Source organism: Spirosoma migulaei (assembly GCF_054776855.1).
In genome coordinates, this window is record NZ_BAAHBG010000028.1 from 123,822 (window position 1) to 141,854 (window position 18,033).

An 18,033-nucleotide genomic window follows, 5' to 3' on the forward strand; every position below is an offset into this window, starting at 1 on the left:
CCGCTTGGCCTCCGACTTCCTGTTCACGATCTCAAACCTGGACCACGTCTGGGTATTGGCGAATGTGTACGAGTCCGACCTTGCGAATGTCAAAGAAGGAGATCAGGCAACCATAACAACCCTCTCCTACCCGGATAAAATCTTTCATGGCCGAATCGATAAAATCTTCAATGTTCTCGACCCCGACAGTAAAACCCTGAAAGTCCGTGTAACGCTGGATAATGCAGACTACCGACTTAAGCCGGAGATGTTTGCGAATGTAAGCGTTACCTACGCGGGGCACGACAAACGGATAGCGATTCCGGCAAAGGCTGTCGTATTTGATAAAAACCGCAACTTCGTGGTCATGGTTAACAACAAAAACCAGCCTCTGGTACGCGAGGTAGACATCTATAAATCCATTGGGCCGAAAACATATTTATCCGGTGGGTTAACACCCGGTGATCGGGTTGTAACGAACAATCAGCTGCTGATTTACAACGCACTCGGGAATTAACTTCTCAAACGGTCATTAAAGGCCATCGGAAAGCTGCTCAACGTAGCTTTCCGATGGCCTTTAATGATTATTGGTAAACCTGATTGGCCAACTGTGAGTCAAGTCATAACTTATAGAAATAAGCACGAAATAATTGTAACATTTACCCGATTTATCGGAATATTATTTCGCTACTTTGTATTATTGGCAACTATTCGTCAACAATACACTATTTCGACATGATTACTTCCACTGCTTCATCTGAGTCACTTGGCGGTTCGGCACAACCGAATCACAGGTCCGGGGCTACGGCTAGCCTATTCGGTTTGCCAGTCATTGTGGCAGCGCTGGGGTACTTCGTTGATATTTATGATTTGCTCCTGTTTGGTATTGTTCGCGTACCAAGTCTGAAAGATCTGGGGCTTACTACGGACCAGATCTCAACGGTAGGAGGACGCATTATCAACTGGCAAATGGCTGGTTTATTACTGGGCGGAATTTTGTGGGGCATCCTTGGCGATAAGCGCGGACGCCTATCAGTGCTGTTTGGTAGCATAGTCACCTATTCCATTGCCAATATTGCCTGCGGATTTGTTAAGCACATTACGTTTATGGACCCTGTCACCTACTATGCGCTGATGCGATTTGTGGCGGGTATTGGGCTGGCCGGTGAATTAGGCGCTGGTATTACACTCGTGAGTGAAATTCTCCCTAAAGAAAAACGAGCAATAGGCACTTCACTTGTGGCTGCAGTTGGTGTATTAGGGGCCATAGTCGCTTATTTTACCGTTAAGCTCTTCGATTGGGAAACGGCATTTTTCGTAGGTGGTGGTTTAGGGTTCTGTTTATTACTATTACGCATTGGGGTGGTTGAATCGGGGATGTTTACCCACATAACCGAACAAAAACACATTAGCCGGGGTAACTTTTTATCCTTCTTTACGAATATAGATCGGCTCAAGCGTTACCTGAAATGCATTGGTATTGGGATTCCAACCTGGTTCATTACCGGCATTTTAGCTTCGTTCAGTAACGAATTTGGTAAAGCATTAGGCATTGCCGACGAAATTCAACCGGGTTTGGCCATTACGTGGTTATACCTTGGGATGGCCATAGGCGATCTATCCAACGGTTTTATTAGTCAGGCACTGAAATCGCGTAAAAAAGCAATTGCCCTTTTCATGGGGATTGCCTTTGTATTCAGCTTCATTTATTTATACCTCGGGATCACCAGTGCTCCGCTGTTCTATGCCCTTTGTTTGTGTCTGGGTTTCGGGAATGGCTATTGGGCCATGTTCGTAACGATCAGTGCCGAGCAGTTTGGCACTAATCTCCGCGCTACGGCTGCTACCACCGTACCGAACATGGTGCGTGCCTTCCTGATTCCAATGACCCTGAGTTATCAGGCCTTAAAACCATCACTGGATGTCATTAATGCCGGTGCCATTGTCGGTCTAGTCAGCTTTCTCCTGGGTTTTTACGCCATCCTGACGATACCGGAAACACATGACAAGGAGTTGAATTATCTGGAAGAGTGAATCTGACTGCGCTGATAGGTGCAATGCATCCAGTTAATATTCAGTTGAAGCACACATCAACGTCAATTATATCAATCTACGTATTACCCCCTGAAGGGGGCTTAAGTTGAGAATAATCAAGCAAAGCCCCCTTCAGGGCAGGGCTGTTAAGTTCTGAATTCCCTTTACTTAACCAGCCTCTTTTGTTGGCTTATTTTTACCCCCCACCCCCTGAAGGGGGAGTACTCCGAAGTGGGTTTTCTCCCCCTTTAGGGGGTGGGGGGGTAAAAACGCTAGAACTTAACGGCCCTGCCCTTCAGGGAGTAATACGAAAAGGCTATCGTAAAGCAGTATTAGTAAACCAGTAACAATTGAAAAGGCCGGCTTTATATAAAACCGGCCTTCTTCGTAAATCTATATCCTATAAACCAGTTACTTCTTCGTCACGCGGACCGAAATCCGGCGATTTTGTGCCCGGCCTTCTTCGGTATCGTTTGAAGCAACGGGGTGCTCCTGCCCGTACCCTTCGGCTTCCAGACGATCTTTACCAATGCCCATTTTCTCTAGCTCAACCCGTACCGAGTTGGCACGATCCTGAGAGAGTTTGAGGTTACTGGCGGCATTGCCGGTGTTATCCGTGTAGCCACCCAGCTTGATGTTTACGGCTGGATGCGCCTTCAGGATTTCGGCAATGTTTTTCAACTGCTCCTGCGACTGAGGCTCCAGCGTGGCACTCCCCGTTTGGAATAATAACCGGTCAAAATCAAACCAGGTCGTTTTGTCAACAGGCTTGTCGCCTTTGATAAAGGCCAGCAGCTTGCTTTCGATCCCAAATTCAGGAATGTTTAACTCAACACCGCTCGTCAATTTTTCAGGGCGAAATTCGCCGAGTCCCGTATTTGGAGTGTTCACTTTGTCATTATCGGCAGCAGTTGATTCTTCTAGTGGAAGTTCTGTACCAGCAGCCTCTTTGCCTTCTTTGTTATAGCCCGGTGTTTCGGCCGAGGGAACAGCGATGTAAGGGGCAATAACGAGCGAAACGATCGACATCAGTTTGATCAGAATGTTCATCGACGGGCCAGACGTATCCTTGAACGGATCACCCACGGTATCACCCGTAACCGATGCTTTGTGTGGCTCCGATTTTTTGTAGAACATCTCGCCGTTGATCAGGACGCCTTTCTCAAATGACTTTTTCGCGTTGTCCCAGGCACCACCGGCGTTGTTCATGAAAATTCCCATCAACACGCCCGAGACGGTAACACCGGCCAGCAAGCCACCGAGCACTTCAGGACCAAAAATGAACCCAACAATAACGGGAACCGTCAGGGCAATAGCGCCTGGCAACACCATTTCGCGAATAGAAGCCTGCGTTGAGATAGCCACGCACTTTTCGTATTCAGGCTTACCTGTTCCTTCCATAATACCCGGAATTTCCCGGAACTGACGACGTACTTCTTCAACCATTGCCATAGCTGCCCGGCCCACAGCCGCAATAGCCAGAGACGAGAAAATGTAGGGGATCATACCACCCACAAACAAACCAGCCAGCACGTCAGCTTTGTAAATATCGATGGCAGAAATACCTGATAGACCCACAAAGGCGGCAAACAGAGCCAGAGCTGTCAACGCAGCCGAGGCAATGGCAAAACCCTTACCACTAGCGGCAGTCGTGTTACCTACCGCATCCAGAATATCGGTACGGCCCCGTACTTCTTCGGGCAGGTAACTCATTTCGGCAATACCACCGGCGTTATCGGCAATAGGGCCGAAGGCATCAATGGCCAACTGCATAGCCGTGGTGGCCATCATACCAGCCGCTGAAATAGCAACGCCGTACAAACCGGCAAAGTGATAGGATGTATAGATACCAGCCGCCAACACCAGAATTGGCAATACAGTCGATTCCATACCGACAGACAAACCACCGATGATATTCGTAGCGGCACCAGTTGCTGATTGCCGGATAATCGACAGCACCGGACGTCGGCCCATGGCCGTATAATATTCGGTGATGATACTCATGAGAGCACCCACAACAAGGCCTGTTACAATAGCGAAGAATACATCCATCCGGGTAAATTCGACACCCCGGATTTCCATAGTAGTTGCAGGTAGCATCGCGTTGACCAGAAAATAGGAAGCAACCAGGGTAATGCCAATTGACGCCCAGTTACCCAGGTTCAAAGCTGCCTGCACATTCCCATTGTCGTCTTTAACCCGAACAAGATAGGTGGCAATAATCGAGAAGATCAGGCCCAACCCCGCAATTACCATTGGCAACACGATTGGTGCATGACCAATGATAGGATCGCCCGGAATAACAATCTCACGGCCCAGTACCATAGTCGCAAGAATCGTGGCTACATAAGAGCCAAATAAGTCGGCACCCATACCGGCTACGTCGCCCACGTTATCGCCTACGTTATCGGCGATGGTGGCTGGATTACGTGGATCATCTTCCGGAATACCCGCTTCCACTTTACCCACCAGGTCGGCCCCTACGTCGGCAGCTTTTGTATAAATACCACCGCCTACGCGGGCAAACAGGGCAATAGACTCAGCACCGAGCGAGAAACCCGCCAGTACTTCGAGCGCTTTCTCCATTGGCAGACCGTTAACGTCGCCGGTTGGCTCAACATATAGTTTATAAAGGACAATGAATAGGCTACCCAGACCCAGTACGGCAATACCGGCAACACCGATACCCATAACAGAGCCACCCGTGAAAGATACTTCCAAGGCTTTAGTCAGGCTCGTACGCGCGGCATGAGCGGTACGAACGTTCGCCTTGGTGGCAATATTCATCCCAATATAACCAGCTAGTGCTGAGAGGAATGCGCCTAGAATAAATGAAATTCCGATGATTGGGCTGGAGTTCGGCACTAAGCTGCCCATATAGGCCAGCAAAAGCGCCACAATAATGCCAAAATACGTCAGCACACGCCATTCGGCTTTGAGGAAGGCAATGGCTCCATCGGCAATATAGCCAGCAATTTCCTGCATCCGGGCGTCGCCAGCGTCCTGCTTGGAAACCCACATGAATTTGGTAAACATCACCAGCAGGCCAACAATGCCAAGGATGGGGACCAGATAAACACTGTAATTCATAAAAATAGGTATAGGTTAAAGAGTTGATTGCTCGCAAAGATAGAATTTGCCGTTGCATAACGACCAACATCAACACAAATTGATTGACTTTTTTTGAGGTTTATTTCGGTTATTCTAGGAGATTCTCAATTATGTATCTACAAATCAAGACGATGCTTGGAAGTAGACGAGCGTCTGTGTAGGTTCAAAAGAAAAAATGTCAAATCAGCTCTTCATCAAAATAAGAATAGCACTTTCCTATATTATGCAAACCATTTATTCTTTTATATCTTCAATTATCACTATATCATTCTGCTTAGGATTCTTTTTAAAAAACACATCTCAAGCAGGTTCAATCGACTCACTACGAGTTACGGTTACGGAGGGTACAAATATGGCGGCCGACCTCTCGCCCGATAAAAAAAGTATAGCCATTGACTTACAGGGAACAATCTGGGTTTTACCCGCCACCGGAGGAACCGCCCATCCCGTAACGGACCCGCTCGGGGATTGCCGTCAACCCAGTTGGTCGCCTGATGGAAAGCAGATTGCATTCCATGCGTTTTGGGATGGTCGCTACCACATCTGGTCTGTTTCCAAAGAAGGGGGTAAACCCAAACAACTAACCACCGGAATCTACGACGACAGAGAACCCCACTGGTCGCCTGATGGAAAGCAACTGGTCTTTGCCTCCGACCGTGGCGGCAATTACGACATCTGGCAACTCACGCTGGCCGATGGGAAACTTACCCAACTCACCAACGATTCGGGGAATGATTTCAGCCCAGCGTTTTCGCCGGATGGCAAACAAGTTGCGTTCGTTTCTGATCGAACCACTGCGCCGGGCATCTATGTAATGAATCCGGGCCAACCCGAAAAATTAGTGTCGCCCACCAAAGGTAAACTGGTTGGTCCCTCCTGGCAGCCGGATGGTTCCCATTTGTTTTACAACGTTCTGAATAACTCACAGAGTGGCTTAGAAAGCGTTTCGCTGGTAGATGGCAAAGCCCAGATGCTAACCGAAGTATCGGAAGATGTGTTCCCGTTTCGGGCAAGCTGGTTCTCGGCTGATGAGTACCTGTACACGAGTAGTGGCTCCATGAAACGACGGAAACTCGGAAGTGCAACGGCGCAGATTATTCCTTTTCAGGCCCTGATCAACCTGCCGAAAAACACGTACAAACGAAAAACCTACGACTTTGACACGAAAAAGCCTCAACCGGTTCTCGGTATTAAAGGAGCCGCTATTTCGCCGGATGGAAAACAGATCGCCTTTGCGGCTCTAGGTGATTTATGGTTGCTGGCTAAAGGCACCAAAACGCCCGAACGCCTAACGCAGGGGCAGTCGATGGAGCTTGAGCCAAGCTGGTCGCCAGATGGGACAAAGCTGGCCTATACATCGGACCGGAATGGCAACATGGATGTCTGGATTCGGGATTTAAAAACGGGTCAGGATCGCAACTTAGTTGATATGGGTGATGATCTGCACTTCCCGAGCTGGTCGCCCGATGGTAGTAAGATTGCCTTCTACCAAAGCGACCCGCGCAACGCCTGGGGCCGCAGCACATTATACACCGCCGACGTAACGTATACCGCTGACGTTACCGTACCGAAAACCCGAAAACTGCATGAGTCGGTATTTGTGCCGAGCCAGGCGAGCTGGTCGGCGGATGGGAAAACGATTGCTATATCGGCTCTCCACCCCTACTCATCGCGCTACCGCGAAGGGGTCAGCGAGGTGTTACTACTTTCGTTCGATGGCAAAAATGAACGCTATGTAACGCCAGCACCGGGGCATAGCCTGGCTACACGGAGTCAGAACGGCCCCGTCTGGTCGCCAGATGGGACGAAGATGGCCTATGTTCTTGATGGCTTGTTGTGGATTACGGACGTGCAACCCGATGGAACCATCACCGGTAAACCCCGCCAACTGACTACTGAACAGACTGATACACCTAGCTGGACCGGCGATTCAAAAAGCCTGCTCTATTTGGCAACAGACGTACTCAAACAAGCGCATCTGGCCGACGGACGAATTGACACACACCCAATGGACCTAACCTGGCAAATCAGCCAACCGACTGGCCAGGTAGTCGTTCACGCTGGCCGATTATTTGATGGCAAGGCGAATACCTACCGTACCAATGTCGACATCCTGATTGAGGGTCATCGTATCAAGTCCATTTTACCCCATCAGGCCGGTCGTCCAGGAACGATAGTCGACGCATCAACGAAGACGGTTATTCCTGGTCTATTCGAAATGCATACACACCAGCATTCGATGGTTGGCGAAAAGCTAGGGCGATTATGGTTGTCCTTTGGCATTACGTCTATTCGGGAGCCCGGTGCCGACCCCTATGATGCACTCGAACGCAAGGAATCATGGGCCAGTGGTGTCCGGCCAGGACCACGCCAGTTTTTTACGGGTGGCTTAACCGATGGTACCCGAATTTACTATGGAGCCGCTACCAGCATCAACTCCGATGAACAACTTGATCGGGAGTTGAATCGCTCGGTTCGGCTGGGTTATGATTTGATCAAAACTTATGTTCGGATGCCCGATGCCATGCAGCAGCGCATCACAACCTTTGCTCATGCACATGGCATGCCGGTATCCTCGCACGAGATTTTTCCGGCAATGCGCTACGATGTGGACGCTGTTGAGCACATTGGCGGTACAAGCCGACGTGGGTATTCCCCCAAGATTACGGCCATGAACCGGAGCTACCAGGACGTCATTCAACTACTCGCGAAGTCGGGCATGAACATCACGCCCACGGCTTCGCTACAGGGCGGGTTTGCCGTATTGACTTCCAAAGACCCTGGTCTTCTGGAAAATCGGCAGTATAAGGCGTTTTATTCCGAAGAGTTCACGAATGCCCTCCAGGCCGGATCGGCTCAGTACGCCAAACTCAGTCCCGGTTACCTAAGCAATTTCAGCAATCTTCAGAAAGGTATAAAAGCCTTGATTGACGCAGGAGCACACGTCACAACCGGCACCGATAGTCCGTTTGTACCGTATGGGATGAGCCTACATACCGAACTTCAATCCTTTGTTGGCGCGGGCCTGACACCTTACCAGGCGTTACGATCAGCCACACTCTGGGCCGCTGAAACCGTTGGCGTCAGTAAAGATTTAGGCTCGATAGAGCCGGGTAAATTGGCCGATCTGGTCATTGTTAACGGCGACCCGCTTACCAACATCCGCGACGTTCTAAATGTAGAGCAGGTTATTAAGAATGGCGAAGTTCTCTCATTGGATCGTCTGCTAACGCGCCCCTAATTAGACAGTGCCAACTTTCGTTACTGTTGACATAGGTCTATAGTTACCAGGCTTTACCTAAAGCTTCTTCATGTATACTCCTCCGCTGGCCTTGACAGACGGAGGAGTTTTATTTTAGGCAGTAGCCCATCCCTTCAACAATGAACATACCCAACACGTACTGAAATCTACTTCATAGCCTATTTAATGCCACTGAAAGGCCATATTCTATATGCAAATCTTTAGAGCAATAAATACGCGTAATTATACTACTTATCAAATGTCAATTTTTCGATATATATAGCTGATTTACAGATATTTTTTAACCGATTCCATTTAAGATCGGCATTAAAATTCGATGAAAATTACGGTTATAACTCTACGTAATTATACTCAAATAGTAATTATTCTGCATAATATTGCATATAAAAAATATAATATTTATATATTATATTTTTTTAAAATATTATTTTGTAAATACGCCATTGATTATACTTTTTCGGTGTGCACATTACATTTCTTAACTTAAACTAGAACTATGATGAAATCATTACTCATGAGTCTGCTTTTAGCAGGCTTAAGTTGCTCGGTTGCATGGGCACAGGGCCGAAAGGTAAGTGGCATAGTGGCCGCTGATGAAGGAGCGGGTGGGTTTGCTGGTGCTACAGTTGTTATTAAAGGTACAACCACGGGTACAGTTACAGATATAAAAGGAGAGTATAGTATTAATGTTCCGCCATCGGGAGCTACGCTGGTCTTTTCGGCAGTGGGTATGCAAACGATTGAGGAAATCGTTGGCACCCGAGCAACAATTAACGTTCAGCTAAAAACGGATACCAAGCAATTGACCGAAGTCATCATTACGGCGCTTGGTGTGAAAGAAGAACGCGATAAGTTTGCGTCATCAGTCTCGACGGTAGAAGGGAAAAACATTGCCAAATCGGGTGAAACCAGCTTGCTGACGGGCCTAAGCGGTAAAGCATCGGGCGTTTTGATCACCCGAAACGGTGGTGACCCTGGCGCTGGGGCTTACATCCAGATTCGCGGCCAGAACACCATTAATGGTAACGCTCAACCACTCTTTATTATCGACGGTATTCCGGTTAGTAACTCCAGTGATAATACGGGTACGGCAGCTGGTAATGGTATTGTGCAACAGTCCCGGATCAATGACGTAAATCCCGAAGATATTGAGAGTATGGAAGTACTGAAAGGTGCTTCGGCAGCAGCTTTATGGGGAACGCGGGCTGCCAATGGGGTTGTCATTATCACCACCAAAAAAGGAAAAGACTCGAAAGGGAAAGTGAACATTACCTTCAAATCGACCGTATCGTTCGATGAGGTTAACAAAATGCCCCACTTACAAACCAATTATGGACAGGGAACGGGCGGCAACTACGTACAAGGCAGCCGGACTACCTGGGGAGACCTGATTTCCGACCGGACTGGCGGACCTGATACCTACATTACTGATCCGGCAAATCCCGGTTATAAGGGGTATGCCACCTTTCCGGATGGAACCAAGCGCTATGCCATTGCCAGTGGCACAGCAGCCAATCCACACGGCGGCAAAAATTCAAAGGATGTATATGACCATACGAAAGACCCATTCCAAACAGGCCACTTCGTCGATAACAGCATTAATATCAGTGGCGGCAATGCCCGAAGTAACTTCATGATCAGTTATTCAAATCTGACGCAGGAAGGGGTTATTAAGGCATTTAGTAACTATACTCGAAACACGGCACGGGTGAACGTAGCAAGTCAGTTTACGGAATGGCTACGGGCATCGGCAAACGTAGGCTATACCAAGAGTGGTTCGTCGCGCGTGCAGGAGGGCGATAACCTCGACGGTATTATGCTGGATGCCCTGCGTACACCCGGCGATTTCAACAACGCCTATTATACCGGTACATATACGAACCCGGCCGGGCAGGTTTTCAATAACACCCACGTTTCGTTCCGAAATCCACTGGGTGTGGATCAGAGTACTATTTACTCGAACCCGATCTGGAACATCAACAATAACCGCAACACGACTGATGTAGATCGGATCATGGGGAACGTTGAATTGGGGATCACACCAACGTCATGGCTCAGCATCACTGGCCGTACGGGTATCGATAATTTTCTGGATGATCGTCTGGAGCGATTTGCCCGTAATGCCGGGACTTATCCGGTGGGTGGTGGCTTTTTATCCAAAAGCTGGATTAACGAAAAACAGTTTAATACCGATGTGTTCGCTAATGCCAGCAAAACGTTCAGCAACAATTTCAGCGGGTCATTTATCCTTGGCGTCAACTATAACAGCCGCCGGAAAGCTATTCTTCAGACGGCAGCTACGAACCTGATTGTGCCCACGGCACCGGATATTCTTACGAATGCGCTGAACTCTAATCTTACACCTTACAACTATACGGAGCTGATTAGGACCTACGCCTATTATGCACAGGCGGAAGTTCAGGCCTATAACATGCTGTTCCTGACGTTGACGGGTCGTAATGAAAGTGCGTCAACCTTTGGCTCCAAAACCAACAGCAGTTTCTTTTTCCCATCGGCCGCGCTGGCCTTTCAGTTTACGAAACTCAAAGCACTGGAAACCAGCACAGTCCTTAGCTTTGGCAAACTCCGCCTAACCTGGGGCCAGGTGGGTATCCAGCCGCAACCCTATCAGAACTTCACTACATTCTCACCTTCCTATTATGGAGATGGGTACGCTGGTGGTTTATCGGCAGCCAGTTCTCTGTATGCGGGAGGATTCACCCGTAGTTCAACGGCGGGCAACGACTTCCTGCGTCCTGAACGGAAAACGGAATCGGAAGTTGGCGTTGATTTACGCTTCCTGAATAATCGATTCAGTTTCTCAGGTACGGCCTATAGCAACAATACCAAAGACGTCATTCTATCGCTGAACGTTCCGGTCGAAACGGGTTACTCCGTTCGGAACATCAATGCGGCTGAATTATCAAACAAAGGACTTGAATTTGAAGCCAGTGGCGACGTGCTGACAATGGGCGGTTTCAAGTGGAATCTATCGGCTAATTACTCCATGAACCGCAACAAAGTAGTCTCGCTGGCAGGTTCTGATTCGCAGGGGTTACCAAATACGTACGGTGGTCAGTCACTGATTGCCGGACAGCCCTTTGGTGTATTTTATGGGACGGATTTCCTGAAGGATGAATCGGGGAAATATAAACTCGATGCCAATGGTTTCCCACAAGGTGGCACCAACAACGAAATTGTTGGAAATCCGAACCCAAAATGGCGCGGTGGTCTGGGGAGTACATTTTCCTACAAAGGCATAACTCTTTACGCCCTGTTCGACCGGGTGTCGGGAAATGATTTTTATAACGGAACACGAGGTGCTCTTTACACCTTTGGCGTTCATGCCGATCAGGGTAATACCGCGGTTGTTCCAACGGGTGGTATCAAAGATATAAACGGCAACCTACTGGCGGCTGGTACAAAGTTTCAGGGCAATATTAAGGACTTTGGAGCCGGACCAGTGGCGCTGAACCAGGCTTGGTATCAGGGCCTGGGCACGTCGTTCAACTCAGCCTCTACGAAACAGTTCATTGAAGATGGCAGCGTTTCCCGCCTTCGTGAAGTGACCCTGTCCTATAGCCTTCGCAGCGAAAAATTCCGTCGGGCTACCCACTTATCATCAGTTGATTTTAGCCTGACTGGCCGTAACCTCGTGTTATGGACCAAGTACACCGGTACAGATCCTGAGGTGAATATTACGGGAGCCACACTTGCCCGTGGTCAAGACTGGTTTACGAACCCCAACACGAGATCGTACCTATTTTCCCTGAAAATCACCTATTAATTCTGTTTACAGTTTTCGGTTTATGGTATTCGGAGGTCAACCTACCGAACAGAGTAAACCGAAAACTATAAACCGAAAACCATAAACTCATTCTGACTCATGAAAAAATCATTTTCTCATAAAGTTGCCCTATCGCTGCTAGCTATCACCTTGCTAAGCGGTTGTAAAGACCTGTTTGACGATAAGAACATCCAGAGTAACCCCAATGCCGTTACGGATGTTGATGTAGCTACCCTGCTTGCCGGGACCCTGGTAGGCGTTGCAGAGCTGCACGAGGACACCGATGTGCGCATTTCGGCCATTTGGGCAGGAGCACTCAATGGGTTGAGCCGCCAGCACCAGGGCTATGCTGACTACATTGTAGCGGCCAGTAACTTCTCCTGGGACCCATTATATCCGGTGGCCAGTCAGGCCCGGCTTATTCAAATCAAAGCCGATGCCGCTGGCGATAAATGGACGAAAGGCGTTGGGCAGGTGATTGAAGCAATGCTCATTGAAAAGGCAACTGATTTTTATGGCGACGTACCGTATAGCCAGGCTTTTGACGATGTTAAATACCCAACTCCTGTTTTTGATAAGCAGGCCGATGTATATACAGCCCTGATAACCACCCTGAATAATGCCATTCAGAATTTGTCGGCAAGCGCCGGTTTATCCTTTGCCGATCAGGATTTTATTTACAAAGGGAACGTCAGTAAGTGGATAAAGGCAGCGAATACACTGAAAGCACGGCTTTATCTGCATCTAGGCGACTATACAAATGCAGTGTCCAGCGCAACGTTGGGCATTAACAGCACGGCAGATGATGCGCTAATTCCACACGGTACCAGCCAAGGAGTTGATGCAAACTTGAACTATGTTTTTTTCAAAGTTAACCGGCCTGGCGATACAGGTTTCGATGGGGCCTATTTGCCAACGCTGCTGAAAGCACGGATTGGTTCTGCCAATACCAAAACCAACGAAACGGCGCTCTATAATCACATCATTAAACTCGGGATAACTGGCAATGGCAGCATTGATCCAAATGTGGTTGATGGCGCCTTTACCATTGACTCACCGCATCCATTACTGACCAGTTACGAGAACCTGCTCATCATTGCTGAAGCGCAGGCACGCCTTGGCGATACGGCTAAAAGTCTGGCGGCACTCAACTCGGTAAGAAGTGGATTGGCCAGCGGTTATTTTAACGGAAAAACAATTTCTGCTACGGGTCGTCAGTATGATGCATACACCCTAGCCGATTTTTCGCCAACTGGTCTAGCCAATCCAACCAAACTGGCTACTGTTCAATCGGCCCTGCTGTATGAAATTATTTCGCAAAAATATATTACCTCACTGATGCAATATGAAGCCTTCAATGATGTACGTCGGCTAGCTAAGGCTACACCTGTAGTTCAACTGCCAATTCCACTCTATTCAGGTACTCAGAAGCCACAACGGTTTATTTATCCACAAGGTGAGGTCAATACGAATCCAAACGTACCAAAGCCATTACCAGACCAGTTTACGAAAACACCAATCTTCCAGTAAATACGTTTAGTTGTTAGGCAACACCAGTTAAAAGGCTACCTTTTTAGGGTAGCCTTTTCTTTTATACCGAATACTCAAAATAGCGATCAGATTTGCCATTTATCCTCTACTATTAACCTGGCAGCCAGCCTCTTCCGCCAATCAGTACAGGTATTCTTTCGATAAGCGGACGACTATCTTAACCAACGACTAAAATCGAATCTGACATGGCTATCAAGACTGTATTTCCAACTCGGCACTTCCTTATTTTATGGTGCATAACAGCACCAGTTGTTTTAGATTCCTGTGGATTTTGCGGCAGAGACTATGGGCAATTGTGCAGTTTAAGCGATGCACCATTGACGAAATCGACAACTCCCCAAGACCAAAGTACTGTCTTTGAGATTCCGGGAACAATGATTGTTTTTCAGGGCTCAACCTGTGCACAATCTAAAAAGTCGGGGACGAAGGAAATACTCAATCTAGAACAGAGTTTGGCGTTACCGGCCTACGCAACAAAAGCGACTGTGTTTCTGAATGGCTGGGAGGTTGATTATTTAAATGGGGATCATCATGTTGCTGGTTTAGGGACACTGATCGACACGATCCGTATTGAACAGAATACCTTAAAATGGCAGGCAGCAGGAATCCTTTCTGATGATAACTTTGATGATGCCTATCAATGGTGCTACCATTTCACGGTTATTGCCTGGAATCCAAGCCGCATTAATCTGTTTGTTGATCATTCGGACGGAAACTGTTTTAAACCCAAATCAACACCAGGCAATTTTTATTCGACAGCGAACAATAGTACCACAACAGCCCTGGCATCATTCGCCAGTTTTATTCAGAATCCTAACGTTGTGGATAGCAAAACAGCTAGTATTCTCCCGCGCGGATTTGGCTTTGACTGGTCGGGTTGTGATGAGGACCATCATCTATTGCAAGTAGCCTATACGGTGGGCCATCCGGAAGTTTTTATTGAAGCAGGCAAGTCTTATAAAAAAAATACGGGCAATATAATTCCTCTATCAGCCGCTTCGGCTAGTCAGGTTGGAACTGGTTTTGTGAGTTGGGAGACTTCAACCATTTTCAAAGATGATGACAACAGACGCGATTATTCGTTTGGTGAAGTGGTCTCGGGGCTAAGTGGCAGTGATTTAGGTGTCATTGATCCTCCTTTTTCAATTCTGCCCTTCGATGGCGATAGCCAGGGGGCAGTGTCTTCGGGTGGCGTTAGGACAAAAACGTTTGTAATAACAAATATCCCTTACAATCAGGCGGCTCCGGTCTTAACTGGCTGGGATCTTAGCTATCTGGCCGGCGACCAGCACGTTAAACAGGCTGGAATCTGGATCGACAAATTTCGGTATGAAAAAAATCCAACGCAGTTAACAGGAACGCTCACATACACAGTAGCTTCTGTCCTTCGGGATGAAGACAATTGGCCCGATTTTGGGGCCCGACACAAAGTCACCATTCTGGGCTTTCAATCTTCACTTCGTAAGGAATCACTCCTAACTAAGTGAATCCATAACCGGTTAGACACTGATCATCGAGTTAGCTTCTTTGGAATTTCTCAACAAAATCAGAAACATATCCAATGAGTAACCGATAAAACACAGCATACTGTTTGGCAAATGTTGGCGAATAGGCACTTAATCGTAAATTTGTCTAATTCGCTAACAACCTGTGCTCCTCCCGTGATTCGCAATAAACTCCTTTCTCTTGGCCTGATTGGTTGTCTCCTGATTCAGATTACATTCGCCCAGGTTCCCTACGGCCCTATCAAGCCCACTGCCCCTGGCGAAATTCTGTCGAACCTCAAAAAATTGAATGTCCTCGGTTCTGTGCTGTACATAGCGGCTCACCCCGACGATGAAAATACACTTCTCCTGGCTTATCTGGCTAAAGATCGGCTTGTTCGAACCGGCTATCTTTCCTTAACACGGGGCGATGGCGGACAGAACCTGATTGGACCGGAGCAGGGCGAAAATATTGGCGTTATCCGTACACAGGAACTCCTCGCAGCCCGACGTGTCGATGGCCCTGATCAGTTTTTTAGCCGGGCGTATGACTTTGGTTTCTCCAAATCGACGAATGAAGCCGTGCGCACCTGGGGACAGGATAAAGTGCTGGCCGATGTTGTCTGGATGATTCGGAAGTACCAACCCGATGTGATCATTACCCGCTTCCCACCCGATGCCCGCGCCGGTCACGGACACCATAGCGCATCGGGTTTTCTGGCCGAAGAAGCCTTTAAAATCTCAAACGATCCTACGAAATTTCCGGAACAATTAGCCTTTGTCAAACCCTGGCAGGCCAAACGCATTTTCTGGAATATGTTCATTCCGGGGGCTTTCCTGAGCAACAAAAAGCCCGACGAAGCGGGCAATCTGGTCGGTGTTGAAACGGGTTTGTACAATCCACTGCTGGGCAAATCATACGGAGAGATTGCATCTGAAAGCCGCAGTCAGCATAAAAGTCAGGGATTTGGTGTAGCGCCTAACCGGGGGGCAAAAATTGATTACTTCCTTTTGAAGGGTGGTAACCCTGTTGAAAAAGACCCACTTGAGGGCGTCGACTTAAGCTGGAAACGGGTGAAAAACAGCGATGCCGTACAAGCGATGGTCACACAAACAATTGCCAGCTTCCGCCCCGACCAACCTGCCGCTTCAGTGCCAGCTTTGGTGCAACTTTATAGCGCGATAGGTAAACTAGATACGACCAATATTTACGTAAAAGCTAAACGGCAGGAAGTACAAACGCTTCTTCAACAATGCCTGGGCCTCTGGTTTGAAACCAACCCCACCGACTATGCGGCCACGCCCGGCGAAACCATCAAGATTTCGACCAATGTTGTCAGTCGGGTCGATGCGCCGGTGAAATTGCAGAGCATTCATTATTCAACCGGTAAGGATACGACGCTCAATCTGGCACTCAAACCGAACGATGTTATCCTGTTCCCAACAACGCTGACCATCCCGAAAACTCAGGCGATTTCACAACCCTACTGGCTCGAAAAACCGATTGATAAAGGCCTGTTTCAGGTCGATAATCAGCAGTTGATCGGTCTCCCCGAAAATCCAGCAGCGGTGACGGCTAGTTATACCTTCGAGATTAGCGGACAGTCGTTTACGTACAGCCGTCCCGTCGTTTACAAATCAACCGATCCGGTCGATGGTGAAATTTATCGTCCGTTCATTATTCAACCCGCGGTAACAGCCAACCTCACCGAACGCGTGTACGTCTTCGCCGATAACACTCCTAAAACGGCTGAAATCGTCTTAAAAGCGGGTCAGGCCAATCAATCGGGCACGTTGAAGCTGGATGTTCCGGCGGGCTGGCGTGTTGAACCTGCATCTGCGCCTTTTTCATTGACGAACAAAGGTGATGAACAACGCGTAACGTTCAGTCTTTCGCCAACGGCTCAGGCCAAAGACGGCAAATTACAGGCTGTCATGACGACGGCTACCGGCACCTTTACAACGGGCTTACGCCTGGTTGCCTACAAACACATTCCAACCCAAACATTATTTCCTCCTGCCTCGGCCAAATTGGTTAAGCTGGATGTGAAGGTAACCGCGAAAAATATCGGCTACATCGTTGGCGCGGGCGATGAAGTACCAGCCGCGTTGCAACAAATGGGTTGCCGCGTTACGTTGCTTGGCCCCAATGATTTGATCGGTAATCTTGCCGGTTATGATGCCATTGTAGTAGGCGTTCGGGCTTATAATACCAATAGCTGGATGGCGCGCGCTCAACCGAAGCTGATGGACTACGTTAAAAACGGTGGAACGATGATTGTGCAGTACGTTACGCCCGTCAATTCGTTCTTCCGAAATGAGGCTCCCCTACCCCAACTTGGCCCTTATCCATTTAAAGTGGTAAACGAACGGGTAACGGAAGAAGACGCACCCATGACATTTATTAATCCGCAGCATTCCTTACTCAACTTTCCCAACAAAATCACCGAAGCCGATTTTTCGGGATGGATTCAGGAGCGCGGTATTTATTTCGGACAGGATTGGGATAAGGCCTACGAACCTATTTTCTCGGCCAACGATCAGAACGAAGCTCCCAAACAGGGAAGCCTGCTCTACGCCAAATACGGCAAGGGCCACTTCATGTACACAGGGCTGGTCTTCTTCCGGGAGCTACCTGCGGGCGTACCAGGGGCGTATCGCCTGTTCGCCAATATGATCTCTGTTGGAAGCAACAATGCAGCCTCGGTGTCTGGTTCTTCAAGTAAAAAGTAGTGTATCAGTGGTTTCCGTGGTGCGTGGCGTCGGGTTCTTCAACCCGACGCGGTGAGGTTTCTCAAAACCGAACGGTATGATTGCTGATCACG

The 18,033-nt window shown here is 48.4% G+C and carries 8 protein-coding genes; 7 read left to right on the plus strand and 1 reads right to left on the minus strand.

Annotated elements, in window-relative coordinates; all coding sequences use genetic code 11:
• On the plus strand, positions 1 to 496 hold a 496-nt coding region (locus tag ACYVGO_RS28665; RefSeq protein WP_460972210.1), incomplete at its 5' end, for an efflux RND transporter periplasmic adaptor subunit.
• Positions 497 to 714: 218 nt separating this feature from the next.
• On the plus strand, positions 715 to 2,013 hold the full coding sequence (locus ACYVGO_RS28670; RefSeq protein WP_460972211.1) for an MFS transporter: 1,299 nt from the start codon (positions 715 to 717) through the stop codon (positions 2,011 to 2,013).
• Between the two features lie 411 nt (positions 2,014 to 2,424).
• On the opposite strand, the gene ACYVGO_RS28675 is transcribed toward ACYVGO_RS28670, so the two are convergent.
• The gene (locus ACYVGO_RS28675) at positions 2,425 to 5,103 is read right to left on the minus strand and encodes a sodium-translocating pyrophosphatase (RefSeq protein WP_142774217.1); all 2,679 of its coding nucleotides are present in this window, start codon (positions 5,101 to 5,103) and stop codon (positions 2,425 to 2,427) included.
• Positions 5,104 to 5,476: 373 nt separating this feature from the next.
• On the opposite strand from ACYVGO_RS28675, the gene ACYVGO_RS28680 reads away from it, so the two are divergent.
• The 5 genes from ACYVGO_RS28680 to ACYVGO_RS28700 all read left to right on the plus strand — a co-directional run bounded on the left by ACYVGO_RS28680 (position 5,477) and on the right by ACYVGO_RS28700 (position 17,941).
• Entirely contained in the window at positions 5,477 to 8,365 is a 2,889-nt protein-coding gene (locus ACYVGO_RS28680) for an amidohydrolase family protein (RefSeq protein WP_460972212.1), read from the plus strand.
• A gap of 517 nt (positions 8,366 to 8,882) precedes the next feature.
• Entirely contained in the window at positions 8,883 to 12,173 is a 3,291-nt protein-coding gene (locus tag ACYVGO_RS28685; RefSeq protein WP_460972213.1) for a SusC/RagA family TonB-linked outer membrane protein, read from the plus strand.
• A 99-nt stretch (positions 12,174 to 12,272) separates the two neighbouring features.
• The gene (locus tag ACYVGO_RS28690; protein WP_460972214.1) at positions 12,273 to 13,703 is read left to right on the plus strand and encodes a SusD/RagB family nutrient-binding outer membrane lipoprotein; all 1,431 of its coding nucleotides are present in this window, start codon (positions 12,273 to 12,275) and stop codon (positions 13,701 to 13,703) included.
• 338 nt (positions 13,704 to 14,041) lie between these two features.
• The gene (locus tag ACYVGO_RS28695; RefSeq protein ID WP_460972215.1) at positions 14,042 to 15,211 is read left to right on the plus strand and encodes a hypothetical protein; all 1,170 of its coding nucleotides are present in this window, start codon (positions 14,042 to 14,044) and stop codon (positions 15,209 to 15,211) included.
• A 111-nt stretch (positions 15,212 to 15,322) separates the two neighbouring features.
• On the plus strand, positions 15,323 to 17,941 hold the full coding sequence (locus ACYVGO_RS28700) for a PIG-L family deacetylase (protein WP_460972216.1): 2,619 nt from the start codon (positions 15,323 to 15,325) through the stop codon (positions 17,939 to 17,941).
• The last annotated feature ends 92 nt before the right edge of the window (positions 17,942 to 18,033 follow it).

Excerpts from the sequence above, each read along its gene's own strand:
- ACYVGO_RS28675 (WP_142774217.1), bottom strand. The coding sequence starts at position 5,103 with ATGAATTACAGTGTTTATCTGGTCCCCATCCTTGGCATTGTTGGCCTG.
- ACYVGO_RS28670 (WP_460972211.1), top strand. The coding sequence starts at position 715 with ATGATTACTTCCACTGCTTCATCTGAGTCACTTGGCGGTTCGGCACAA.
- ACYVGO_RS28690 (WP_460972214.1), top strand. The coding sequence starts at position 12,273 with ATGAAAAAATCATTTTCTCATAAAGTTGCCCTATCGCTGCTAGCTATC.
- ACYVGO_RS28685 (WP_460972213.1), top strand. The coding sequence starts at position 8,883 with ATGATGAAATCATTACTCATGAGTCTGCTTTTAGCAGGCTTAAGTTGC.
- ACYVGO_RS28700 (WP_460972216.1), top strand. The coding sequence starts at position 15,323 with ATGTTGGCGAATAGGCACTTAATCGTAAATTTGTCTAATTCGCTAACA.
- ACYVGO_RS28680 (WP_460972212.1), top strand. The coding sequence starts at position 5,477 with ATGGCGGCCGACCTCTCGCCCGATAAAAAAAGTATAGCCATTGACTTA.